The organism is Paenibacillus bovis, assembly GCF_001421015.2.
Lineage (GTDB): Bacteria > Bacillota > Bacilli > Paenibacillales > Paenibacillaceae > Saccharibacillus > Saccharibacillus bovis.
In genome coordinates this window covers 2,447,064-2,472,176 of record NZ_CP013023.1, presented here as the reverse complement: position 1 = coordinate 2,472,176, position 25,113 = coordinate 2,447,064, and the positions used below count along the sequence as shown (strand labels likewise).

Sequence of the window (25,113 nt, the reverse complement as noted above, 5' to 3'; positions counted from 1 at the left end):
CCGGTCTGTACATATAAACAAAATATAATATAAACCTTCAAGAATTTCAAATGTATTGCCAGCCCTTTTCCAATTACGAGTGTGCAATCACTCTGAAACCGGGAATCCGTTATGTTAAATTTTACCCTTTAAGCCGCTCACCCAAACGATTGCTTTATAAAGGTTCCTCTTCCTGTGTAAAACGCTGTCCATCCCGCTGCAGCGAAGTTCCCCGGATCTTGTGGTTACGAATCAGCACGGAAGGATCATTGCCAAGCATCCCGGCTGTCAGCAGGGCACTTTCACCAAATTTATCACGCAGCCGGTCAATCACTTCATTGAGCTGTTCTTTTTGCGGCTGGCGTTCATAATCGAATAGATCGAGTTGGACCGCAGCTTCATCACGGGGTAGCAGATTTTGCAAAGTGACCCCGAGCAGACGAACCGGTCCTTTACCTGCCCAGTGCCTGTCATACAGCGCACAAGCTTCATGATACACTTCTTCGGCGGTCTCTGTCGGGGCTGACAATGCCTTGGAACGGGTGATCGTCTTCATATCCGGCGTACGGATCGTAATCTGCACGGTGCGTGACATGAGCTTCTGCCTTCTCATCCGCCGGCATACCTGATCGCTCAGATTCAGCATGACCCGGCGTATATCCTCCTGGTCCTGAATATCCGCCGGCAGCGTCGTCGTATGGCCAATCGACTTGTTGGGTTCATGATCCGGCTCGACAAGAGAATGATCGGTTCCATTCGCAGCCTGTTTGAGCCAGCTGCCCTGAATGCCAAATCTGGCTTTGAGTCTGGCTTCATCTGCAGCAGCCAGCTGTCCAATCGTACGAATGCCCATTTCCCGCAATTTGGCTGCTGTTTTGCTACCAATACCGAATAACTGTCCACACGGCTGATCCCATAATAGATGAGGCACATCCCGAATACGGAGAATAGAGATGCCATTAGGCTTTTTCATATCCGAAGCCATTTTGGCCAGCAATTTGTTCGGTGCGATTCCCACCGAGCAGGGAAGCCCCAGTTCGTCCTGGATACGCCGCTGCAGATCCGCTGCTATCTCCATTGGAGTACCAAACTGGCTGGAGCCTGTAATATCCAGATAACATTCATCAATAGAAGTTGCCTGCAGCAGCGGTGTGTAGCTATAGGCAATATTCATGAAAGCAGACGAATATTTACGATAAAGATGAAAATCCGGCCGAATCACAATAATATTCGGACACTTTTGCTGTGCCTGACCGACCAGCATACCGGTTTTCACTCCGCGTCTGCGGGCTTCGTAGGAAGCGGTGACGACGATGCCCTTACGCTGCTCCACACTGCCGGCTACCGCTGTCGGTTTTCCTTTGTACTTGTCCGGCTCCTCGGCGGCATGAACCGAGCAGTAAAAAGCATTCATATCCACATGCAGAATAACCCGGCCACGTGCCGGATAATAGGCTTTGTTGCCGCTCATCGCTTCCCTCCTCCTGCTGACTGACATCCTGCTGATGAATAGACAATTTCATGCGTACAAATGTTCTCTTTTATTATAAAAAAAGAATAGCCATCTGACAATCAATGATAGGACAATTCCAGATAAATAAGGTACATGCTACAGACAAAACATCATCATATGTATATGACACAAAATGTCTTAACTCCAGCTTTGTAAAACACAATCCGCATAATCGTACATACGATCATACAGAAAAGAATGCTCATCCGACTGTATAATCTGTTCGGCGATTTGTAATTTGGCGGCAAATACTCTCGTCAGGTTGCCTGCTGCATCTATGTCTTCTTCAGTGCTGCGGAGCTGCTGCAGATCTTGAACCAAAATAGCCTCATGTACGAGTCCCGCATCCTGCAGCGCAGTGATCAGCTGATCGAGCTGATGACGAGCATCAAAATTATGCAGTGCTGTCAGCAATCCATTCATTTGCAGTTCGGTATCATAGTCGATCAACAATAGCAGATTGCGTATCCCGAGTGACAATCTGTCCCAGCTGCTCCGAATCTGTTCTGCATGCGGCTCTTTATACATGATTCCAGCCAATTGCTCTGTCCACTGCTCACCTGTCTGCACCTCATCTTCTGGCAGCAGCGGCGGGTACGACTCCCTTTGCATCAATTGTTCATCATAAGCATACGGGTATACCATCGCTTCCATAATGAGACGATTCAACTCGGGACTGCGCCGGGCAGACGAAGTCCGCTCTATCAGATCGGCACGTTCCAGCTGATCCATTACAATACCGGCGATACGCGGATTCGGCTTCATCAGAAAGTCCTGCTGGCTCTCGCGATAAGGATACACTTCCAGCACCTTGCCGAGCAGGCTGTTCAGCGAAGTACTGCCTGCATACAGACCGGCTTCCGGATCGCTGCATTCAAATTTGAGAAACATGATCATCTTGTTGAGTGCCATGATTTCCGCATGGTTAATCTCGATCGTTCGAGGTGTCTCCCCCTTTTGAGGCTCCAGCCGGTATTTATTAAAATATTCTCCCATCTATTTGTTCTCCTTTACCATGTCATGAAGTAATCAGCCATCGCAGCAGATGAACCTGCTTGGGTTCCAGAAGTATCGTGCAGGCGTCCAGTTTGTCTAGTAGTGCCTGTGCCTGTTCATCGGTAAGCTGGCTACGATACGAACGACCCGAGGCATGAATCCAGTTATGGAGCTGATGAATACTGGTCCGCTGTATCCAGCCTGATCTGGTCCGAGCTACAATATCCAGTAGCCCCTCCAGCTGCTGCCATCCTCCTACAGCCGGCAGTAGACGCAGCATATTACGCTGTACATGTACACAGTGACTTTCTATAATACCCTGCACCAATCTCTCCTTGTTCAGTAGATAGGTATGCCTGTTCAGTGCTTGTACCGCTTCTCTGGATATTCCAGGCTGACTATCCAGCAGCGACTGCCAGAGCAGCTCCCGGTATGCATCTGCATTCAGACGTGCCAGGCTATGAACGACCGCTTTTCTGACATGAATCTCTGGATGATGCACATATTCCGCTATAACCTCGGCATCTTCCTTCTGTCCTGTTTCGCCCAGACCATATAGTGCTGCTGCCAGGTATCGTTCATTGTTCGACCAGATGGTATCCAGATAGAGTTCTGCATAAGATACCGATTCCGTTTGTGACAAGTGCCTGCGAGCAATCTCGCGGATCACCGCATTGCGATCCAGCAGTCCTTCTTTGAGAAAAGGAATCGCCTGTTCAGGAGAATGATGTGCCATCAATTCCAATGCTTCCCGTCGCACTGATGGAAAGGAATCATTTATCATTAATAAAAGGATATGTTGCAGACCTGCACCAGATAATGTTTTACCACTTTGTCTCGCTGCCCATAGTCGTATAGAAGCATCACGGTCATACAGTGCTTTTTCGAGTACTTCTGCCGGTACTGCTGCACGCGATTCCAGAGCCATTTGAAGGCAAAAACGCCGGGTATCCCGGTCTGTCGATAACGTTCCCTTTTCCAGCTCCGGCAGACATTCCGGCTGACGCAGCAGATCATAAACGGACTCTGTCAATGTCTCATAGCGATCTCTTCCGCAGCTTTCCAGTCTTTTCACCAGCGTAATATTACGGATAAAAGCACCTGCATTATGCGTATGTATACGCTGCTTTAATGCTTTGTACGTATGAAAACGGATTGGAGATACCCAATCATTCATTCGTATTAACAGAAAAGGAATCTCGGATCCGTCATGAAACTGGATAATCCGTTTTAATGCTTCTTCCCGTACATAGCCGTTCCAATGGAAACTTGCCATAATGATTTTGATCGGATGAACGCTGGCCGGCCATTTTTTTACGTTTTCTGCTGTCAAATGAACCCATTGACTGGCATTTTCCGTAAAGCCATAGGGAAGGTATTCACGCATCTTCTCACTCAGCCATACCAGATCCGATGGAGGACAATGCTGCAGCAGATCGCTAATCGTATTCTCCGCTGCTGTCTGCAATTCCAGATCCGGTGATTCCAGAAAAGGCGTCAAATACGGAATAGCAGCAATTTCTCCGGAACGCCGGATAAGTCTGATCCAATTGCTGCTTTGCTGTTTGTATAGTTTGTTGATACATACTTGAACTTGCTGGGATAACTCTCTTTTCGGTCTGGGCACTATGCCGACCTCCTCACTTCGGGTATATCTTTTGTACTTTCAATTTGAATTGTTAATTTTCACTCAAAAGAACCATAGAGTGATACAGCAGACACTGCCTGCCGGACAGTTCCGCATCCTGATGAAAATGGCCAAACCACCACTGACGACAATGAAGCTTGTCTTGTATCATTTGCAAATAATGATGCATCTCGTCTTCTTCTACATCCGTCCCATAATGCTGCCGAATCCATTCCAGGCTGCTATAATAACGTAATCCTGTTTGTTCATTTGTCTCTGCTGTGGGAAATTACGAGTATTCAATCTGGAAGCGATGCCGTGTGTACCATGCGCATCCCCGGTAATATAGATTATTCTTATCCCTCCATACCACAACACGATATTTAATGCCCCATCCGGATAAAACCGGTATCCGCCGCTGTTATCCACCATTATTCTATGGATTATTACTTTTGGCAGCAGCGGCCTGTACCCGGATCATTTAGTTTTCGTTCTGAACCAGCTCCGCCTGAATACCGCCACAGAAAAAGCTGCCGGACAATCCCTGCGCGGCTTCAATATCCACGACCATATCGGTACCATCGTAACGGAAGTCTACTTCGGCGATCACATTAAGACGTGCATCCGGCGGAGAGAACTCAATATCAAAAGCTTCCAGGAAAGTCAGCTTTACTTCACGATCGGATAAGGGTTCCGGCAGTTGAATCGTCAGTTCCACCTGATCCTTGCCTATTTCGTATCCGGTAATAATACCCTCTTCAAAATCCGGGAAATGTCCCAGCTCCGCAATAATTTCTTTGCTGCCGCGAATCGATACAGTTGGTGAGAACGCGAGCTGGATAATCGTTTTGTCTCCCCAGTTTAATTCATCTTTACTGATATACAGCGTAATCTGCTCCGCATCCAGCTGACGTACACTGCCTACTACATAATCGCCTGCCTGCAGCATGACAATATCGTGCAGATCAAATGGCAGCGGCTTTTCCAGCTGATACCTTATCGTATATTCTTTTCCGTTCTGTTCTACCTTCTCTATTCTTACTTCCATGATTTGTTCCTCCATTCTTTTGGATCGCCGTGTATAAGCTGTATTTTCAGCAAAATTATCGTATACCTGACATATATCCAATGCTATAATAACGAATTATACTAAAAAATAAGGCATCTCTGACACCCGCAATAAAATGTTTTTGAATCTTGGTCCAATACAAGGGGGATTCCATATCATGTCCACATCCATATCGATTTTCGATACGACGCTTCGCGACGGCACCCAGGGCGAAGGCATCAGCCTCTCTGCCGACGACAAGCTGAAGATCGCCAAAAAACTTGATGAACTCGGTGTACACTACATCGAAGGTGGTATTCCGGGCAGCAACGGTAAAGATATTGAATTTTTCAAACGTGTACAGACACTGGGACTGAACGCCAAGATCACTGCTTTTGGCAGCACACGCCGCAAAGGAAGTTCGGCACATGAAGATGCCAACCTGCAGCGTATGGTGGAATCCGGCGCACAGGCTGCTACACTGGTCGGCAAGTCCTGGGACTTTCATGTTCATACAGCACTTCAGACGACACTGGAAGAAAATCTGGCGATGATCTCCGATTCAATCGCCTATCTCAAGCAGCAGCACATGGAACTGATTTTTGATGCCGAACATTTTTTTGACGGGTATAAAAATAATCCCGAATATGCCGTATCCGTACTGCGCGCGGCTCATGCGGCAGGTGCAGACTGGCTAACTCTCTGCGACACCAATGGAGGTACATTACCGCATGAAGTGTACGAGATCGTCTCCAGATTGACCGCCGAGCTGGATGGGGCTTCACTCGGTATTCACACGCATAATGACTGTGAACTTGCAGTTGCCAATACACTCAGCGCCATACAGGCAGGTGCACGTCAGGTACAGGGCACGATGAACGGTTATGGCGAACGCTGCGGCAATGCCAACCTCTGCTCTATCATCCCCAATCTGCAGCTCAAAATGGATTATGCCTGTATTACTTCCGAACAGATCGGTCAGCTGACCAATACGGCACGGTATATCAGCGAGATCGCCAACGTGCATATGCCAGTAAATCAGCCATACGTCGGCAACGCCGCTTTTGCCCATAAAGGTGGTATTCACGTATCTGCTATTTTGCGTGATTCCCGTACGTATGAGCATATCGAACCCGAGCAGGTCGGTAACAAGCAGCGGATTCTCGTTTCCGAGCTGGCAGGTCAGAGCAATATCCTGTCCAAAGCCAAAGAAATGAATCTTGAGCTGAACCCCGAGAACGAAGAAACCCGTCAGATCATTGGCAAAATTAAGGATCTGGAACATCAGGGCTATCAATTCGAAGGCGCTGATGCTTCTCTCGAACTGCTGCTACGCGAAGCGAATGGCGAGTTCAAGGAACTGTTTGTATTTGAATCCTTCAAAATGCTGGTCGAGAAAAATGCTGGCTCCGCCGTTGTATCCGAAGCTTTTGTCAAAGTCCGAATCGGTGGAGAAAGTATCTATACCGCGGCCGAAGGCAATGGACCGGTCAATGCACTCGATAATGCACTCCGCAAAGCACTGGTCGAATATTACCCGAGTCTGCGTGAAATGCATCTGTCCGACTACAAGGTTCGTGTGCTGGATGAAGCCGACGCTACTGCTTCCAAGGTTCGCGTATTGATCGAATCCCAGAATCTGCAGACTACGTGGAGTACGGTAGGCGTCTCCGCCAACGTTATCGAAGCCAGCTGGGAAGCGCTTGTCGACAGTATCCGTTATGCCCTGCTTGGTCAGCAGCTGCCGGATCAGAGCGATCATCAGGAATCGACTGCACAGGGTATTGTTAATCACTGACCAGACTATTTTGTCAGCAATATACTGTAACGCTTCATAGTGGTGTAGTGATACATCATGGTCCTTCACTATTTTATTGAACAACTTTGATTAACCAAAGCTTGATTGACCAAAGAACCCTTTTGCCTGTTTGTTTGCATGATAATTATAGATAGCGGACAATAGTGTATACACCGCTGCTATAGAATCATGCAAGACAGCATCAGGGTCTTTGGCTTGTTGGCATGCTTGTCGGCATGCTTCCTGGGATCGACAATTGGAAGAATACATTCACAAAAAAAGAGACCCTCTGTTATACAGAGAGTCCAAGTAGAGAGGGTAATACGCATGGCACACTTGCCCAACAGGGAAGAGCATAATACCATTCGTCTCGCTTCCTCTGCCCTGGAGCAGATTGCAGCGCATATGGCCTCTTCACCCGCTGCCGAAGTGTGCGGAGTACTGCTCGGTAAAAAAGCAGCGGGCGGTATGCATATCCACTCTTATCGTGGACTACGCAACGTTGCACCTGACCCGCTGCATCATTTTTCTTTTGCACCTGAGGATTGGATACCGTACTGCTTCGAGAGCAGCGAGCTGATCGGCATCTTTCACTCCCACCCGGTCACAGCACCGGTACCTTCTATTACCGATAAAGAGCAGCTTCCGGAATTTGCATCCATGATCTCGGTGTATTTGATTGGTTCAACAGCACCTTTATCAGAGATAGATTCAATATCTGAGAAGAAGAAAGGAATGGTAAATGAGTATCTGCCAGATTCCAGTTTCCCTCCTGGCGCAATTCCAATCGCTGCGGCAGCAAGTCCTGCTATCTATTCTATATGTCATATAAGCTCACCTACACCACTGTATATCGGTTCTTATAAAGTAGCGCAACAATCGTGTTTATCCTCAAGTATGACGAATGCTCAACAAAGGCCCTACATACTTGCACCTGCTGTTCTGCATATCTACTAATATGCCAAGCTGGCCGCTATTCAAAACTACATCTTATTCAGAACTATTCTGCATTCCAGTCTTGTAGATCCGCCCGTAACGCTATCAGAAATTACAAAGATAAGCGTACAAATCCTCTAGCGTCTCCACCTGCTTGTGACGCATTAGACGAAGATACTCTTTCCACAGGGAAGCTGTCATTTTTGCATCCTCCAGCGCATGATGGCGCATCGTTACAGGGATATTAGCCTCCTCCAGAACTTCATCTAATCCGTAACTACCAAGTGAAGGCTTGAGCCATCTGGCGATCATCATCGTATCCAGAATACGGTGGGTCAATTGAATTTTGGAGGTTTTCCATAAAGCAGCATTCAGGAATGCTTTGTCATGTCCGGTACCATGCGCAATCAATACCGATCTGCCGGCAAAAGCCATAAAATCATGCAGCCCATCGATGAGTGCAGGCGCCTGATCGGTCATTGCCTGCGTAATGCCCGTCAATTCCGTAATATTATTGGGTACCGGTATTTTGGGATTTACCAGGGTATAAAATTCATCCACCTGCTCATCCCCGACCAGCTTCACTGCGCCAAACGATAAAATCTCATCGCCATGCTGCGCATGAAATCCCGTCGTCTCCAGATCGAACACGACGGTCTCCAGGCGATTAAGCGGCAAATGCAGCACTTCCGTGCGACGCTGCTCACGTGACAGAGAACGTATAAAAGCCATCTGCTGGGCAGAAGGTGCACCAAAGACCGAAGCAATCGCAGACGGCACTCCGCCGCTGCGCAGACTCCGCCAAAAGCCACTTCCGGTTTTCGCAGGTTCTTTCATAAGCCTCTCCTCTCCAGAAAGCGTAATTGTCGCTGTAGTACACGATGAGCTTTCTTGACTGTTCCCAGACCTTCTCTTAATTCATGGAAAAACGGCCGCTGCTTCCAATCCTTTTGCAGCATGAATCCACTACTTACATATAATCCATCCCATTCGCGGACCGGTGTCGAGTTGCGCATACGCAGTGATGTCAAAAAGGCTTCCTGCATCATCTCCAGCAGCGCCAGCGATGCCGCTTCCAGCTGAATTAGCCGTTCCAGTCTTTTCAGGGTAGAGGATTCGTATATGCCATGCTGGATCGATAAACAGCGGGATGCATTAACAAGCGGAATATAAATTCCATACTTTACATCAAAATCACCTGCATGTTCTCCAAACCGCTCCGGTACAATCTGACCGAGCACATTCAGCGTAGCCTTGTGCCTGACCGTATTGCGCAGTACAGCTGCAGACAGCGACGGTGTCTCCTTGATTCCTTCATAAAAATATTCTTTCCAGCTCTGTGCCAGCTGCTTGTCTCCATACATATGACGCATATCCGAAGCAATGATCCATTTGCGGACCGGCTCCCAGCTCAGATCTATCCGCCAGTCGTCCAGTTGGATACGCCATTCCTGCAATGTCTTGCGCCACATCGGTTCGGAGCACATGACCTTACCACGACATTTCTCATAGCCGACCTGCTCCAGAATATCTGCGAGCCGACTGCCGAACTCCGCAAAATAGCACTCTTTATTTTCATGCTCTTCATCGCTGATAATCAGTCCGTTATCCTGATCGCTCCAAAGCGTCTGCTCGCATCTCCCTGCACTGCCAAAAACGATAAAAGAATAAGCAACAGGAGGCGGACCGTAGCCCGCCTCGATGAGTTGCTGTTCACACAGGATGACTGCCTGCTGCATCACACAATCATGCATCTCGTTTACCGTCTTGACCCAGCTGCGGATATCCACCTGTGGTAAAGACTGATAAAGCTGGCGCTGCACCGCAATGCGCTTATTCCTTAACGTTTCTGTCGAATCACTGTTCATCAGATCCGGCAGGGGAAGATCGAGAAATGATTCCTTCATCGGCTCCATCTCCCAGCACCTGTATTCTATGATGTTCCATTCTTCTATTATGAAGTCACATTAGTTATGAAGCGGACAGGATCAATTGCCTGCTTTTCTGCGATCCACTTCACCCAGTGCTTTCATTTGCTCAGGATAACCATAAGAACCATGCTCACTGATATCCAGACCCATCATTTCTTCTTCTTCTGTTACACGAATACCACCGAGTGCTTTCATAATACCTAGAATAACCAGTGACAGTACCAGTACGAATACAAATGTGCCGACCATACCAAGCAGCTGTACACCCAGCTGATGGAAACCACCGCCGTAGAACAGACCCGGTGCTCCTACGCCTGTTTGTTCAACCAGCTCGGGAGTAGCGAACAGACCTGTCGAGATTGCTCCCCACATACCGGCAATACCGTGTACAGAGAAAGCATAGATCGGATCATCCACACCTGCTTTTTCAAACCATTGTGCGGTGAAGAAAGTAACTACGCCAGCGACCAGACCAATAACGACCGAAGCCCATACATCCACGAACGCACAGGAACCGGTGATTGCTACCAACGCTGCCAGTACACCGTTCAGCATACTCGGGATATCTGCTTTGCCCAGTACGACCCATGAGATGAGCAGTGCTGCTATACCGCCTGCTGCTGCCGCCAGATTCGTGGTTAGCGCTACATAAGTGAAGAATCCACCATTTGGTGACAGCGCGCTACCCGGGTTGAAGCCCATCCAGCCGAACCAGAGAATAAATACGCCGACCACCGACAATACCTGGTTATGACCCGGAATAATATTCGGTTTGCCTTCTTTATTGTATTTACCAAGACGTGGCTTGAGGAGAATGGTTGCTGCCAGACCTGCTGTCGCACCAGTTAAATGAACGACTGTCGAGCCTGCATAATCCTGCATACCCATTGTAGCCAACCAGCCGCCGCCCCATACCCAGTGAGCAATAATAGGGTAGATAACAATAGTAAATAAAAATCCGAAAACGATATATACACTCAGCTTGGCACGTTCAGCAAATCCGCCAAAAGCGATGGACAGCGACACCGCTGCAAAAGCCAAATGGAACAAAAACATCATGGAAATGGGAATATCCAGCCCGGATAGAGAGCTATAGAGGCTTTTCATCTCTTCGCCACTCAGGAAAAATCCCTGATACCCGAAAAACCCGTTACCGTCTCCAAAGCCCAGTCCGAATCCAAAAGCCCAGAAACCGATTAGAGCAATTCCAAGCGTCAGGATCGTCTTGCCAGCTACATGCCCCGCATTTTTCATACGAACCGATCCGGCCTCAAGTAAGGCGAATCCGGCCTGCATAAACATTACCAAAGCAAAAGCGACAAAGACGAAAAATGTGTCCAGATTCATGGATACCTGCTCTGCTGTAACTTCCTCCGCTGCAAAAGCACTAAACGGAAATGCAAGAAGGGCTGATGCCGCTAACCCCATAACGGCCCATTTTTTTCTCATTTAACCCACTCCCTTATGTAATGTTACTTCACATATCGTGAAATCCTTAATGTCATTATAATCAGATTAAAACATTAATGACAAGAGGTAATTTTCAAAATCATGAAAATACTTTTGTAAATCTTCCATTATTATTTATGCCCTAGGCAAACAACATCTTCAATTATATTCTTCATAATATCCATCAGATACCATATAAACCTTATTCAAGAAATTATTGCTATGATTTTCACCTTTTATTTATTCAAGTTTCAGATAGTTTTAAGCCATCTCTGTTATCTTATATATAAGTTATTGAATATCTCTTTATATCATTAGTTTTATATGTCGCTTGAGACGAGCAAATTGCTGTTTCCAGCCTATAGCTACAGGGTATGTTTCACTAAGTATTACGTTTGACTGTATGGTTTAATTTCCTGTAATATAGGCATTAGGATTCAGCAGTGTTGAATCCTCGTTTACATGACCACAAACGGGGGTGGATACGTTGGGAATATGAAATTGTACCGCATTGGAGAACTGGCGAAGATCGCCGGCTTGAGTGAACGAACCGTAGATTATTATACAAAGCTCGGCTTAATCGAACCGGAAAGCCGTTCCTTAAAAAACTATAGGCTCTATGGTTTTGAAACCTTATCGCGTTTGGAACGTATTACAAAATTGAAGAAGGACAAGTACACCCTTGAGGAAATCAGGGAGAAACTAAACGCCTGGGACCGGGTGACAGATGAAGAACAGGTTACCCAGCGCCTAACCGAGCTTGAGCTGCATATGCTGCAGCTGCAACGTGAGGTGCGTGAGCTGGAGCCATTGCTTCAACAGATGAAACCCAATCAGGCCAAACGTGCTTTCGTTAATTTGATTCCTCAGAGTGCTGCTTGCATCGAGGCACTGAAGTTCCTGCTTGGACAGGGCTCAGGCTTGATGTAATCCGTTCTACATTAATATGGAGGAATGAGATATGTCTGTATTATTTTTGGTATTAACACTTGCCGCCTTCGGCTTGACCATCTGGGCACAGTTTAGAGTCAAAGGAACATTTAATAAATACTCTGAAGTTCCCAGCATGCGCGGAATGACCGGTTATGACGCTGCTCGGCATATGCTGGATAGCAACGGTCTCTACGATATCCCGATCGAACCTGTACAGGGCGCGCTCACAGACCACTATGATCCGGTTAACCGTGTTGTACGTCTGTCCGAACCTGTCTACTACGGTAACAGCATCTCTTCTGTAGCTGTTGCCTGTCACGAGATCGGTCATGCGATTCAGCACAAAGAACATTATCCAATGCTGGCGCTACGCCACCGGATGTTCCCGGTCGTTAACTTTGCTTCAGGCATTGCGCCATTTATGTTGATGGCTGGTTTGATTTTCAGTTCAATGAATCTGCTTGGACTGGGTATTATCTTCTTCTCTGCCGCTGTAGCATTCCAACTCGTGACACTGCCGGTCGAGTTTAACGCCAGTAACCGGGCTCGTGATATTATGGTAAGCGAAGGATATGTCACCCATGAAGAAGAACGCAATGTAGGTAAAGTGTTGAACGCCGCTGCACTGACTTATGTCGCTGCTGCTCTACTATCCGTATTGGAGCTTGTGCGTTTCCTGTTTCTGTTCTTCGGTAACCGTGATTAATGGATAACCTGCAGCATTCTGTAATACTTGTATCTTGCTAAATAAGACTGTTAGTGCAATCATTCGCAGCATATTGGATGATTGTTTATACACAGCTATACGAAAAGCCTTCCTGACATAGTCGCAGGAAGGCTTTTTTGTATGCTTTGATTGATGTTGTGGGTAGTTGATAAAGCCATGAAGCTTAATCGACACAGCTGTGAGTTTTTTTCTTGTTGTTTTTATTTGATAATAGTTGTTTGTTATTTAGCATTTGTAATTTGTGCTTTATTATCGGTAGTTCCTGCTTTACATTAGTGGTTTTGTCTTGTCATTGGTAGTTTGTGCTTTTTCATGGTTTTGCTTTATCCGCTCCAGAAAGGAATAAGGGAATGTCCTCCGGTTAAGCCTGGAGATCTTTGTTTTGAAAGTGGGAATGAAGATCTCCAGGCTTAAAGGTCGTTCATTTCCCTTATTTCCTTTCTTGCGCTCCGTACTTGTACATCATGGGCGGTATTGAGAATTTCTTTATTTCGTTCGTTCAATAGATGGATTGTTATTAATCGTTTGAGACCGTTCGGGATCGTCATAGATTGCACGTGATTTTCTAGACGTCTAGATCTTTGTTCTGAGGTTCTTCCTGTGTAGGACGAGCGAAAATTCGATCCCATCTTCGGCGTAATCCGCTGAGTCTGAGCAGCAGGCCATAGACGAAAAATCCGGCAATCAGGCCGCCGAGATGGGCCCATATTCCAATACCTGGCATAATAAACGTATATACGAGCCCAAGACCAAGAATGGTATATATAGTTTGGCGAGAAACCCGATCAATCATGTTACGCTGGAATATAGCAATATAAAGGAATGCTCCATAAATACCATAAATCGCTCCGGAAGCTCCTGCAGCCAGATGATTATCCATCGATTGACGGTAAAGTTCGAGACTAATCACATTACCAATAATCCCACTGGCAAAGTATAGTATTCCATACCGCCAGGTACCTAATAGACGCTCCATGGGAGGAGCAAACACGATAAGTGCAAAGCTATTGAACAATAAATGGTCAAAGCCGATATGCACAAACATCGCTGTTATCGTTCTCCACCATTGATCATAACCATCAATATTGGTTAGTGCACCGTATTCTACCAGAGTAACGGTGTTGCGTGAACCGCCGTTGATGGTCATCAGAATGAATACGACCACGTTGGCAATTAGCAGCAGCGTAGTTAGCGGATAGAACCGCAAAAAGCTTTTCCAGTTTTCGTAACGTACGAATAACATAAGTTCTCCTTTATGCCGGTTGGCAGGCTATTATTTTGATTTATACGATATACTCAATTATAATAAATTCTGACTGTGATTGCGAAAATAGACAGCATATTTATGCTGATCTATATTTTATGAGGAGGTATACAATTATGACTCAAGAACGTACAGGTATTGCCACCTTCAAAGGCAACCCGATTACATTGATAGGTCCCGAGCTAAAAGTCGGCGACTCTGCTCCTTCCTTTACTCTTAGCAAAAATCTGTTGGAACAAGCAAGTCTGTCGGACTTTGCCGGCAAAATCAAATTGATCAGCGTAGTGCCTTCCCTGGATACAGGCGTATGTGATGCACAGACACGCCGCTTCAATGAAGCAGCTTCCGAACTGGGCGAAGAAGTCGTAGTACTTACAATAAGTGCCGATCTGCCTTTTGCACAGGCACGCTGGTGTGGTGCTGCCGGTGTAGACCGCGTAGTGACACTGTCCGACTATCGTGACAATTCGTTTGGCACAGCTTATGGCGTACTGATCAAAGAATTTGTTATTGATATGCGCGCCATTTTTGTAGTGGATCAAAATGATATTATTCAATATGTGGAATATCTGCCGGAAATGAGTCATCATCCGGATTATGATCAGGCTATCGACGCTGTCAAAAAACTGATTGGCTAATTCCCAAGCTTTTGTTTTTCTGTTTGATACGATATCGAAATCAACTCTTATCCATCTATATACTAAAAAGCAGCCTCTCACCGAGAAGCTGCTCTTTAGTGTTCAGATATGTGTGTATACAGGGTAGGATCACCTACACGTAGTCCATTTTACACCAGCTATTCGCTTGATACAGTTTACTATCCTGGCGTAATAATGCCTATCTGTATGCTGCTAGCTTTATATCATCTGTTAGAAAACTCCTACAAGTGAACCTTTCCCTATCATACACCAGCCTATCGTCAAAGATTATGTATCCGCATTCAGACTGCTTTGATACATGTATCTGCCAAGATTGTCTATGTGTAATTATTCTACTACCCGGTACTGGGATAGCTTTTTCTCCAATGAATTAAACAGTGTGATAATATTCCGGTAATTGGCTCCCAGATCTCCGAGTGATCCGCGAGATGCCGAGTGAATATCAATAGCGGTACGTACCGGGCTAACAGAAATAATGGACACCGTAATATCCATCACCCGTCCCAGACCGGACCGACGCTCCAATGTAATCTCGCCTACGCTGGCTACTTCATGCAGCACTTTATAGCCGGGAATTTTTTTGAGTGTTGAAGAGACTTCTTCCCATGCACGTTCGCGGGATAAATTATAATATCTTGTTTTCATTTCAGGGTCTTTGGCACGATCACCGGTGCCTTCCTGACTGCGTATAATGCCCACTAACGTTCTCTTTAATGACAAGACTTTTCCTCCTTTGCATATACAGGCCTATCTTTATCTAAGTGTATCATTAGTACGGAAATAATAAAACTAATATTATGTAAGCGCAAACGAAAAACGCTCTGATTAATAGATTCGAATGAATCATTATTCAGAGCGTTCTCTGTAAAGATCTGTCGACATCACGTCGGCACCTGCCTCTTGCAAAAAAATAAAGATAAGTCCCGCATATGCCGTCCGATAACATTGTCTTCGAACCTGCTAAGCAGGTGGGTGATCGCACAATTGTATTTGAAGTCCCCACATCCAATGGATAGGGCCGGTCAGCAACAATTAGATATGAATCTCCCGAGACATCATCATTGGTTCAAAACAACGAGAAATCGAGGCGTACATTGCAGGATGTAAATTTATTATAAACTTCGTGCCGACGTTTGTAAAGTCGATTTCTATATTCTTCCTTTTTTCGTTTTGTCTTCGGTTACCTCTGCTTCATCAACCAGTTTTTTCTTCACATCTTCATCCATGGAAGTCTGTGACACCTCATCAATATTCAAGCGTTCTGCCTGTACGGATGGAGCTTCATCTCCGATAGCCAGCTGCTCATCTGCCTGCAGTTCTTTTTCTTTTTCGGCGGCTGCCTGCTTTTCGGATTGCTCCTGCATTTTGAGGAATACGCCATAAAAGTTAAAGAAAGCAAACCAGGCAATTGCTGAAGACAGGAAGAAAATGAATAATACCGGATATTTGGTTCCGATAAACAGCAAGGCCACTGTACCGATCAGTGTGGAGAATAACCGGAATGGACGAACAATCGATAACAGTACAGCATTTTTGATAATATCCTTGAGACCCATATGATAATGAGCAATCATGGAAAAGAAGTTAAACAGGGATACAAACAGTACCAGCAGGAAAATCAGCATGATGATCCCCAGCAGCTGCAGCTTCGGGAACTGATTCATATATACGGTATAATCTACATACATAATCACGAACAGCAAGGTATACAGAATACCACCGATCATGCTTTGCTTGTAGTTATCCTTGTATCCTCTAAAAAAGGTTTTGAATACAGATACATCCCCTTCACCCATCACCCATTTCCGTACGACAGTGAACAAGGCTGCTGTAGCCGGAAACAATGTAAACGGTGTCACTATTCCCAAAAGCCAATTCGTCTGAAGGATGTCATTCTGACTGGCTCCCATTTGCATAAACTGAAATCTAAAAAATAAAAAGAACAAAAACGGTGAAGAACAAATTACCCATAACAGGTTGCTCCCTGCCAGACGCATTACCCATTCTGACAACCTGTAAAGACCACCCATTACCCCTCTAAATTCCACGTCATCTTCCCCCTCTTATGCGTACCGGCATTGTAAAAGCCGCTATCTCTGGTCGTAACTATATTAAATATAACCCAAGACTCCATAAAAATACCAGTATAGATATCACTCTCGTTCTGCTGGTCGGTTCCCTATCCTGCGTACGCAACTGGACTATGTATAGCATTTATACCCTTATCATATACAAAAAGGAGCCCACTGTAAAAGTCGGCTCCTTTTCATATTTATGATTCCGGTAAATCGATAATTAATTATTCAAAAGAATCAGGGCGTTTGGTTGTAGAAGGACGACGTCCTTCGCTGCTTCCGCCATTGTTGCTGCGTGGCTTGCGGTCACGAGAGTAATCGCGTCCACCTTCACGACTGCTGCTGCCAGCGCCGTCACGGCTTCCGCCTTTGTAACCACCGCCGCCGCTGCCATATCCACCACGGCTTCCGCCGCTGTTGTTACCTTTGTAACCACCACCGCTACGGTTGTAGCTGCCGGATGGCTTGCGTCCGCCGGAGCGAACATCTGGTTTACGACGTTTTGCACGAATTGGATCTTCTGGTGTCAGATCGATTTGCGCATCTTTTTTGTCGCCTGTCAGAAGCTTGATAGCTGCTGCCAGCAGGTTAACGGAATCATAGCTTTCCAGCAATTGGATCGCGATGCCTTTGTACTCGTTCAGAGGAGCAGTGTCGTCCTGAACCAGTTCCAGCAGACGCTCAGCTGTGATGCGTTGTTTACCCTCAATCGCTTCTGCCAGAGAAGGCAGTGGTTTGCGAGTGATTTTGTGGCGCGTTACACGCTCGATAAAGTGCAGGTGATCCAGCTCACGAGGAGTGACGAAGGAATATGCTGCGCCTTCTTTACCTGCACGACCGGTACGGCCGATACGGTGAACATAGCTCTCTGGATCCTGTGGCAGGTCAAAGTTAACAACGTGAGTAACGCCGGATACATCCAGACCACGTGCTGCTACGTCTGTAGCTACCAGTACATCAATGCTGCCGTCACGGAATTTGCGCATAACGTTATCGCGCTGGTTCTGGGATAGGTCACCATGCAGACCATCTGCAGAATATCCGCGTTTTTGCAAAGCTTCGGACAGTTCGTCTACACGACGCTTGGTACGTCCGAATACGATAGCCAGCTCAGGAGATTCCATATCCAGCAAGCGGGACAGGGCATCAAATTTCTGGCGCTCATTGACTTCGATATACGATTGATCGATCAATGGTGCACTTACCTGTTTTGGAATAACGGATACGTGTTTTGGATCTTTCAGGAACTGGCTTGCCAGACGCTGAATGTTAGGAGGCATTGTCGCAGAGAAAAGCATTGTTTGACGTACTTCCGGAACCTGCTTCAGGATAGACTGGATATCTTCCATGAAGCCCATATCCAGCATTTCATCCGCTTCATCCAGTACAACGTGCTGTACATCTTCCAGCTTGATTGTTTTACGGTTGATGTGGTCAAGCAAACGACCTGGTGTACCGATAATGATTTGTGGTTTCTTTTTCAGTGCACGGATCTGACGGCCAATTTCCTGTCCGCCGTAGATTGGCAGGGAACGAATACCTTTGAAACGTGCCAGTTTTTCGATTTCTTCGGCTACCTGGATAGCAAGCTCACGTGTAGGAGCCATTACCAGTGCTACGATTTTTTCTTCCGAACGTTCGATCTTGTTAATAATAGGAATACTGAATGCTGCTGTTTTACCCGTACCTGTTTGAGCCTGACCGATCAGGTCGCTGCCTTCCATTGCAATCGGAATTGCTTGGGATTGAATTGGAGTTGCTTCTTCAAAACCCAGTTCCATGATTGCTTTTAATACATTTTCGCCTAACCCAAAGTCTACAAATTTAGTCAAAATATTCAAACTCCTTCTATGATGGTGGACAATCCACTAACTTGTTTGTATTCTTAAGTAGCAATTGAGTAGCATATTAGCTGCTTATCAGGAGGTCTCACAGACCACCATATCCCGTTATCTGGTGTTGATATTGAATAATCCGTTCACTGCCAGAGCATCTGGAGTAATGATTTTTTAGATAAAGAGTTATTCAATACTCTCTATGATGAAATAAACCCGTCTTGCATTTATAAAATATTCTGAACTTCATTCAGCAAAACATCCCTACTCAAGAATATCTAATTCATTATATCACAAAATACAGGGTTATGCCTAGCTGAATCATAATATAATTACTTTTATGAAAGAAACTTCCCATAAATGGTTACGCACACTTTCCATAACTAACTAACACTAGGAGTGAACTTCAATGTCGAAAAAAATAATGCCGCTGCTGGTAGTCATCCTTGGCTCCGTTTTCACAGCTGCTGCGTTCAACCTGTTCCTGATTCCTCACCAACTGCTAAGCGGAGGGGTATCAGGACTTGCTATGTTAACCGGTTATTTTACACCTTTTAATATCAGCATGCTCTACTTTGTCTATAATATACCGCTGTTGGTAGCTGGCTGGTTCCTGCTTGGAAAAAGATATATTTTTCTCAGTATTGTGTCTGTAGCCGCAACAACGTGGTTAATGACTATTATCCCTATACGGGCTGCTGCGACCGATCTGTTGATATCGTCGGTATTTGGCGGCGTATTGATCGGTATAGGGGTAGGTATTTCTTTCCGGGTAGGCGGTTCGTCCGGCGGATTCGATATCCTGGGCTCCATTATTACCCGCTATCGTGATTTCCCGGTAGGTAATGTTATCGTCGGCTTGAACGGTCTCGTTATTCTGGCGATGGGTTATCTGGCCAACGACTGGAATATCGCGCTGGCTTCCATGGTATCCATTTATATCGGAGGCAAGGTACTGGATCTTATTTATGTCCACCATATCAAGATTACTTTATTCATCGTATCCAACCATACCGAGCTGCTGCTGGAGAAGCTAATGCCTCTGCAGCGCGGCGTAACCATGATCAAAGCGGAAGGAGCCTTCTCGCATACCCCCAAGGATATGCTGATGACGGTTACTACACGCTATGAGCTGGCCGAGCTGCGCCGTATTATCAAAGAGACCGACCCGGATGCATTTGTAAATATGGTCGAGACTGTGGGCATTATGGGTTCATTCCGGAAAAGTTAATATTTTCAGCAGAGTTGCCGTTTGCTATTCACTGAAAGTCGCTTTTTGTCGTTATATATAGTAAAATCAGTACACGCCGCCGCATCATACCTTATTTCGAAGTTTGTGTCCTGTCCCTGATCCTTGATGAACAACCATGCTTTTCCTAAGTTTCCGTTCGAATAATTCGTACATGAGTATGAAGCGAAATGATTCCAGGATAGGAAAGGATGATTATTGTGGAAGTGGAAACAGTTAAATTGTCACAAATTGTCATGAAGTGTTTTCCAGACATGATGCCTTCCCTGAAACAGCAGGAACTCAATTCACTGATTGTTCTGCGTGACGGGCTGCGTATTCTGGAACCCAATGATGCCATGGAGATTATTCAATACAGTATTTGCGAGAACCAGGATCAACAGTTTTTACAATAAAGTGCCGCTTTTGTCCATGCTGCTATATGCGCCGGGCAAAGGCGGTTTTTCTGTTTGCAGGAAAAATACATTTATTCATGGTGCAGCTGTTTAACTCTTTGCTGTGCTGTTTAAATAGGTTGAATGGAATACTTTAAGCAAAACGCATCAACGGAGAAGGAATCGGTTTGTTTGCCTGCTTGCAGGTTACCCGGAAGTCATTTCCAAAGTTGTCTTTATCATGGTGTTTTGATGCGTTATACTTAAAGTGTTTTTGGATACTGTCACGATTATACATAAGAGATGAGGGTTAATTACATGAACATTTTCTGGGCGCTTATGCTGGCTGCCTCCTCCACTTTTGGTGGCGACCAGGCGGCTCAAACACAAGGTACCAATCAACATGCTTCACTGGAATCTATTATGAACCGGGTGGCTATTCAGGGCCAAATGCACAGCACACAGGTGGATGCGGATAATCCTCCTGCCAAAATCGACCCGCAGACCAACGCTCCAAAAGTCAAAGGCGTCTATGTTACCGCCTATAGCGCTGGTGGTTCCCGTATGACTACCCTGCTGGATCTGCTAGACAAAACAGAGCTGAATGCGATGGTCATTGACCTCAAGGATGATGCCGGATACATAACGTACAAAACCGAAAATCCCGAGCTTAAAAAGATGGGCAGTCCGCAAAAGTTTATCGGTGATATCGACAAACTGATGACCCGTCTCAAAAAACATGATGTCTATCCGATTGCACGCATTGTCGTGTTCAAGGATTCTGTACTTGCCAAAAAGCATCCGGAGCTGTCCTTTGTGAAAAGCAATGGCCAGGTATGGAGTAACGGCAAGGGAGACAATTTTGTGAATCCATACAAAAAAGAAGTATGGGATTACAATATCGCTCTTGCCAAAGAAGCTGCTGCCAAAGGATTTAAGGAAATCCAGTTTGACTATGTGCGCTTCCCCGAGGGCTTCGAAAATCATGAAAATGAATTGAAGTTTGAAAAAGATGACAAGTCCCGTGTAGATGTGATCGCTGAATTCGTTCAGTACGCACGCAAGGAACTCGCTCCTCTGGGCGTTCGAGTATCGGTAGATATTTTTGGTTATGCGGCTTCCGTGCCTGCTGCTGAAGGTATCGGACAGGATTTTGCCAAAATCTCGGAAAATGTAGATGTTATCAGTCCGATGGTGTATCCAAGTCACTATACTACCGGCTGGTACGGTGTCAAAGATCCGGATAAAAATCCATATGTCACGATCAAAGGCTCCATGAAAGATACACTGAAAAAACTGGACCCTCTCGGTGAACAAAAGCCGATCATTCGTCCATGGATTCAGGACTTCACCGCCAGCTGGCTAGGCGGTGGCCACTATATCCAGTATGGCAAAAAAGAAGTGGATGAACAGATCCGCGCCATGAAAGATATGGGTGTCGAGGAGTATCTGCTCTGGAACGCCACCAACCGTTATACTTCCAACGCCAATTTCTAATCGTACAACATATACTTCTCCCCCTGCTGCAGAGCATTCCTGAACAGGATGACCCGCAGCAGGGGGATTTCTTATGCTTTAATTTATCTTTTTCACTGAATGAGGTTGATAACAATGATACCTACTGCTACATGGTCACAAAAATATGGCCAGTTTCTCAAAATTCTGTTTCCGGTACTGGTCACACAGATTGCACTTTCCTTGATAACGTTTTTTGATACCAATATGTCCGGTCATGCCAGTGCGCAGGATCTGGCAGGTGTAGCGATTGGATCCAGTCTATGGGTTCCGATTCAGGCAGGACTCAGCGGTATACTCGTTGCTGTTACTCCTATCGTCTCGCAGCTGGTCGGCTCCAATCAGCGAGAGAAAATCAGCTTCAGTGTGTATCAGGCGCTGTTGTTATCGGTGCTGGTCTCTCTGGTTATACTGATTGTCGGTGTGATGACAGTACAGCCCATACTGAATGCGATGAATCTGGAAGCTCGTGTTCATGATGTAGCGCTGCACTTCCTGATTGCCTTATCGGCCGGGATCGTACCGCTATTTGGTTATACTGTGCTGCGTAGTTATATTGATGCGCTGGGTCAGACCCGCTTCTCCATGATGATTACTCTTTGTTCGTTGCCGATTAATGTGGGGCTGAATTATTTGCTGATTTTTGGTAAATTCGGCTTCCCACAATTGGGTGGAGTTGGCGCGGGGGTCGCATCGGCTATTACGTACTGGTGTGTATTTCTGATTGCTGTGCTGGTGGTATGGTTGGCCAGTCCTTTTCGCGATGATCGTATATTTAGCCGGTATCATCGTCCATCGGGACAAAAATGGCTGGAAATCCTGCGACTGGGTGTTCCCATGGGATTTGCCATCTTTTTTGAAACTGCCATCTTCGCCGGCGTTACCCTGCTTATGAGTCGGTATGATACTCTGACGATTGCCGCCCACCAGGCAGCGCAAAATTTTGCGTCTACTTTGTATATGCTTCCGCTGAGCATATGTACGGCTCTGACCATTCTGGTCGGTTACGAAGTGGGAGCAGGTCGTCTAAAAGACGCTCGTCAGTACAGCCTGCTGGGAATCGGTACAGCGGTGCTGCTGTCGGTATGCACGGCAGTAATTTTGCTCGCTTTTCGCTATCCGATCTCGGCATTATATTCTTCTGATCCCGTGCTGATTGAGTTGATCGCCCACTTTATGATTTATGCCAGCTTTTATCAGCTATCCGATGCTATTGCCACACCAGTACAGGGTGCGCTGCGGGGATACAAAGATGTGAACCCTGCCTTTTTCCTGACGTTTCTGTCGTACTGGATAATCGGTCTGCCGGTTGGTTACTGGATCGCCAATTATACAGACCTGGCTGCTTATGGTTACTGGGTCGGTCTGAGTATTGGACTGGCTGTGGGAGCTGTAACTCTGCTGTCCCGGTTATTATGGGTACAGCGGCAATTTTACCGTCTTGCCAAGCATTAAAAAAGAAGCCGTTCTTCTGGAGTGAAGAACGGCTTCTTTTTGCTGAACAGCTCTATTACGAGCGCTTATTGCTTGTTGCTTGTTGCTTGTTGCTTGTTGCAGCATTATATATTATCACTTTGTATATAGCTACATTATACAGAGCACCTGACAATTTGCGATATGGCAATCTGTTATCATAAATGAATAATTAATCATATATACGAATATTTATTCGAAATAATCAGACTGCTACATATCAAACAAATCCAATTGCTCTGCTTCCGGCTGCTTTTCCTGAGGAATCTCGGGCAAATGTTGTCCCAACATGTGCATGAGCTGTCTCGCATTATCCGCAGCATCTCCAGCCGAATTGTTATTAAAAATAATACACACTTCGTCAGAGGACTGCTCCAGACGCTGCAGCCGTGCTGCCCATTCTGCAAGTTCATCCTCATTGTAGCGGTACAGATAACGGACTTCGCGCCAGTTAGGCTGACCCGCTGAATTCCAGCCGGCTGTATTGCGGCCATGCATACGTACTACCGTCAGACGACGATCCGTTGCTTCTTCGACAATCGGCACAGAGCCTGTACCCGCCTGCGGTTCATCACATACACTATGGATCCATTTCTCCTGACGCATAAAATTCAGGGTCCGGTCACGCATTTGGGAAGTGAACCAGCTCTGGTGGCGAAATTCAAGAGCACACGGATATTCTCCCATGCGCTCACGGATACGGCGCAATGTGTTGACATTTTCCTTTGTGCAATCGAACCAGGGTGGAAACTGAAATAATGCGGCCATCAGTTTATTTGCCTTGGCCATGGTACTGATCGACAAGCGAAAAGCCTCAAACATCTCTTCTTCGGAATTAAAAGGAATTTTGCCACGGGTATGGCCTGTCATTCCCTGATACGCTTTGACAAGAAAACGAAAGTTATCCGGAGTCTCGTCTGTCCACTTTTCCATATTACGCCGGGATTGAATGGCATAAAAAGAGCTATCCACTTCTACGGCCGGGAAGAGGCTGCTGTATGTGGGCAGTTTGTTCTTGGAAGCCTCTTTCGTCAAATAGAGCGAATCATGGTCTCCCCAGCCTGTCAAACCGACTGTAATCATGAAAATAATTCCTCCTGCAGATTATACTTTACTCTGATTCCGGGCCAGACCGGATACATACAGACGTACGATATTGACAGCAAGCTCTTCCGGCGTAATGCGACCCGGCAGCAGCTGTGTAAATACAATACGCTCAATCGTACCCACCAGACATTCGGAGACCAGATTCATGGGGATATCACTTGCGAAATTGGAATTCTGCTGTTCATGCCGCAGCATTTTCTCGATTCCCTGTACCAGCTCCAGCTTGATCTCGTTCGCATCCGGAGACAGGTAGAATCCGATACGGGTCAGATCGGGATGGCTGTAAAAATACTCAAACATCGATTGCAGGGTATGACACAGTTGATCGAGTGCACTATGCTTGGCTCCATTCTGCTCCGGAAGCTGACTGTCGTTGATCACAGCCTGCAGTCTGGAACGGAACATCTCTACCAATTCTTCAAATACGGCATCTTTGCTTTCGAAATACAGGTAAAACGCAGGCTGAGATAACTTAGCCTCTGCTACAATTGAGCTGACCTTTGTCGTGTAAAATCCATGGGTTGCAAATTGTTTGGCCGCTGCATGTAAAAGACGTAAACGGCTCTCCTTTCCTTTCGCTCCTTTTTCTCTCGCCAATGTGTGGTATCCCCCTTTACGGTTTCTC

Annotated in this window: 24 protein-coding genes and 1 other RNA gene; 9 read left to right on the top strand and 16 right to left on the bottom strand. The window is 46.1% G+C overall.

What is annotated here, in order from left to right; all coding sequences use genetic code 11:
* Window positions 1–154 precede the first annotated feature (154 nt).
* The 6 genes from AR543_RS10555 to AR543_RS10535 form a co-directional block, all read right to left on the bottom strand.
* Entirely contained in the window at window positions 155–1,450 is a 1,296-nt protein-coding gene (locus AR543_RS10555; protein ID WP_060534194.1) for a DNA polymerase IV, read from the bottom strand.
* Between the two features lie 180 nt (window positions 1,451–1,630).
* Window positions 1,631–2,488: a hypothetical protein gene (locus AR543_RS10550; protein WP_060534192.1), complete on the bottom strand. Its 858-nt coding sequence runs from the start codon at window positions 2,486–2,488 to the stop codon at window positions 1,631–1,633.
* Between the two features lie 22 nt (window positions 2,489–2,510).
* The gene (locus AR543_RS10545; RefSeq protein WP_060534191.1) at window positions 2,511–4,115 is read right to left on the bottom strand and encodes a HEAT repeat domain-containing protein; all 1,605 of its coding nucleotides are present in this window, start codon (window positions 4,113–4,115) and stop codon (window positions 2,511–2,513) included.
* Window positions 4,116–4,167: 52 nt separating this feature from the next.
* A complete protein-coding gene (locus AR543_RS24880; protein ID WP_257790512.1) occupies window positions 4,168–4,293 on the bottom strand; it encodes a hypothetical protein in 126 nt (41 codons plus the stop codon).
* Between the two features lie 23 nt (window positions 4,294–4,316).
* A complete protein-coding gene (locus AR543_RS24700; protein ID WP_227871871.1) occupies window positions 4,317–4,547 on the bottom strand; it encodes a hypothetical protein in 231 nt (76 codons plus the stop codon).
* A gap of 49 nt (window positions 4,548–4,596) precedes the next feature.
* Window positions 4,597–5,163 carry an Imm50 family immunity protein gene (locus tag AR543_RS10535; protein ID WP_060534188.1) on the bottom strand — a complete coding sequence of 189 codons (567 nt, stop codon included), beginning with the start codon at window positions 5,161–5,163 and terminating at the stop codon, window positions 4,597–4,599.
* A gap of 178 nt (window positions 5,164–5,341) precedes the next feature.
* Between AR543_RS10535 and cimA the strand changes: the two genes are divergently transcribed.
* Both cimA and AR543_RS10525 read left to right on the top strand, forming a co-directional pair.
* The gene (gene cimA / locus AR543_RS10530) at window positions 5,342–6,961 is read left to right on the top strand and encodes a citramalate synthase (RefSeq protein WP_060534185.1); all 1,620 of its coding nucleotides are present in this window, start codon (window positions 5,342–5,344) and stop codon (window positions 6,959–6,961) included.
* Window positions 6,962–7,150: 189 nt separating this feature from the next.
* Window positions 7,151–7,918, top strand: coding sequence for a M67 family metallopeptidase (locus AR543_RS10525; RefSeq protein ID WP_082472194.1), 768 nt, complete (start codon window positions 7,151–7,153; stop codon window positions 7,916–7,918).
* An 84-nt stretch (window positions 7,919–8,002) separates the two neighbouring features.
* Here the strand turns inward: AR543_RS10525 and AR543_RS10520 are convergent, their stop codons facing one another.
* The 3 genes from AR543_RS10520 to AR543_RS10510 all read right to left on the bottom strand — a co-directional run bounded on the left by AR543_RS10520 (window position 8,003) and on the right by AR543_RS10510 (window position 11,277).
* Window positions 8,003–8,734, bottom strand: a complete 732-nt coding sequence (locus AR543_RS10520; protein ID WP_060534181.1) for an exonuclease domain-containing protein — start codon at window positions 8,732–8,734, stop codon at window positions 8,003–8,005.
* Window positions 8,731–9,804: a DUF294 nucleotidyltransferase-like domain-containing protein gene (locus AR543_RS10515; protein ID WP_174703735.1), complete on the bottom strand. Its 1,074-nt coding sequence runs from the start codon at window positions 9,802–9,804 to the stop codon at window positions 8,731–8,733. The genes AR543_RS10520 and AR543_RS10515 overlap by 4 nt, the downstream gene beginning before the upstream one ends.
* Before the next feature lie 81 nt (window positions 9,805–9,885).
* A complete protein-coding gene (locus tag AR543_RS10510) occupies window positions 9,886–11,277 on the bottom strand; it encodes an ammonium transporter (protein WP_060534177.1) in 1,392 nt (463 codons plus the stop codon).
* Window positions 11,278–11,772: 495 nt separating this feature from the next.
* On the opposite strand from AR543_RS10510, the gene AR543_RS10505 reads away from it, so the two are divergent.
* Complete coding sequence (locus AR543_RS10505) at window positions 11,773–12,207, top strand: MerR family transcriptional regulator (protein WP_017813854.1); 435 nt, start codon at window positions 11,773–11,775, stop codon at window positions 12,205–12,207.
* A 31-nt stretch (window positions 12,208–12,238) separates the two neighbouring features.
* The gene (locus AR543_RS10500) at window positions 12,239–12,916 is read left to right on the top strand and encodes a zinc metallopeptidase (protein ID WP_060534175.1); all 678 of its coding nucleotides are present in this window, start codon (window positions 12,239–12,241) and stop codon (window positions 12,914–12,916) included.
* A 586-nt stretch (window positions 12,917–13,502) separates the two neighbouring features.
* Here AR543_RS10500 and AR543_RS10495 read toward each other — a convergent pair.
* Window positions 13,503–14,180, bottom strand: coding sequence for a rhomboid family intramembrane serine protease (locus AR543_RS10495; protein ID WP_060534173.1), 678 nt, complete (start codon window positions 14,178–14,180; stop codon window positions 13,503–13,505).
* Window positions 14,181–14,317: 137 nt separating this feature from the next.
* Here AR543_RS10495 and tpx point away from each other — a divergent pair, with 137 nt between their 5' ends.
* Entirely contained in the window at window positions 14,318–14,839 is a 522-nt protein-coding gene (gene tpx, locus AR543_RS10490; RefSeq protein ID WP_060534171.1) for a thiol peroxidase, read from the top strand.
* 348 nt (window positions 14,840–15,187) lie between these two features.
* On the opposite strand, the gene AR543_RS10485 is transcribed toward tpx, so the two are convergent.
* The 4 genes from AR543_RS10485 to cshA all read right to left on the bottom strand — a co-directional run bounded on the left by AR543_RS10485 (window position 15,188) and on the right by cshA (window position 18,767).
* Window positions 15,188–15,580 carry a DUF1499 domain-containing protein gene (locus AR543_RS10485; protein ID WP_060534170.1) on the bottom strand — a complete coding sequence of 131 codons (393 nt, stop codon included), beginning with the start codon at window positions 15,578–15,580 and terminating at the stop codon, window positions 15,188–15,190.
* A gap of 196 nt (window positions 15,581–15,776) precedes the next feature.
* A non-coding RNA gene (gene ssrS / locus AR543_RS10480) (6S RNA) lies at window positions 15,777–15,966 on the bottom strand.
* A 42-nt stretch (window positions 15,967–16,008) separates the two neighbouring features.
* The gene (locus AR543_RS10475; RefSeq protein WP_082472193.1) at window positions 16,009–16,908 is read right to left on the bottom strand and encodes a YesL family protein; all 900 of its coding nucleotides are present in this window, start codon (window positions 16,906–16,908) and stop codon (window positions 16,009–16,011) included.
* Between the two features lie 251 nt (window positions 16,909–17,159).
* Complete coding sequence (cshA, locus tag AR543_RS10470; RefSeq protein WP_060534168.1) at window positions 17,160–18,767, bottom strand: degradosome RNA helicase CshA; 1,608 nt, start codon at window positions 18,765–18,767, stop codon at window positions 17,160–17,162.
* A gap of 412 nt (window positions 18,768–19,179) precedes the next feature.
* Here cshA and AR543_RS10465 point away from each other — a divergent pair, with 412 nt between their 5' ends.
* The 4 genes from AR543_RS10465 (at window position 19,180) to AR543_RS10450 (ending at window position 23,363) form a co-directional block, all read left to right on the top strand.
* Entirely contained in the window at window positions 19,180–20,001 is an 822-nt protein-coding gene (locus AR543_RS10465; protein ID WP_060534165.1) for a YitT family protein, read from the top strand.
* 209 nt (window positions 20,002–20,210) lie between these two features.
* The gene (locus AR543_RS10460) at window positions 20,211–20,414 is read left to right on the top strand and encodes a hypothetical protein (RefSeq protein ID WP_017813846.1); all 204 of its coding nucleotides are present in this window, start codon (window positions 20,211–20,213) and stop codon (window positions 20,412–20,414) included.
* Window positions 20,415–20,711: 297 nt separating this feature from the next.
* Window positions 20,712–21,890, top strand: coding sequence for a putative glycoside hydrolase (locus AR543_RS10455; protein ID WP_060534163.1), 1,179 nt, complete (start codon window positions 20,712–20,714; stop codon window positions 21,888–21,890).
* A 114-nt stretch (window positions 21,891–22,004) separates the two neighbouring features.
* The gene (locus AR543_RS10450; RefSeq protein WP_060534161.1) at window positions 22,005–23,363 is read left to right on the top strand and encodes an MATE family efflux transporter; all 1,359 of its coding nucleotides are present in this window, start codon (window positions 22,005–22,007) and stop codon (window positions 23,361–23,363) included.
* A gap of 231 nt (window positions 23,364–23,594) precedes the next feature.
* Here AR543_RS10450 and AR543_RS10445 read toward each other — a convergent pair whose 3' ends face one another.
* Together AR543_RS10445 and AR543_RS10440 are read right to left on the bottom strand one after the other, a co-directional pair.
* On the bottom strand, window positions 23,595–24,464 hold the full coding sequence (locus AR543_RS10445; RefSeq protein WP_060534158.1) for a DUF72 domain-containing protein: 870 nt from the start codon (window positions 24,462–24,464) through the stop codon (window positions 23,595–23,597).
* A 21-nt stretch (window positions 24,465–24,485) separates the two neighbouring features.
* On the bottom strand, window positions 24,486–25,085 hold the full coding sequence (locus tag AR543_RS10440; protein ID WP_060534156.1) for a TetR/AcrR family transcriptional regulator: 600 nt from the start codon (window positions 25,083–25,085) through the stop codon (window positions 24,486–24,488).
* Window positions 25,086–25,113 lie beyond the last annotated feature (28 nt).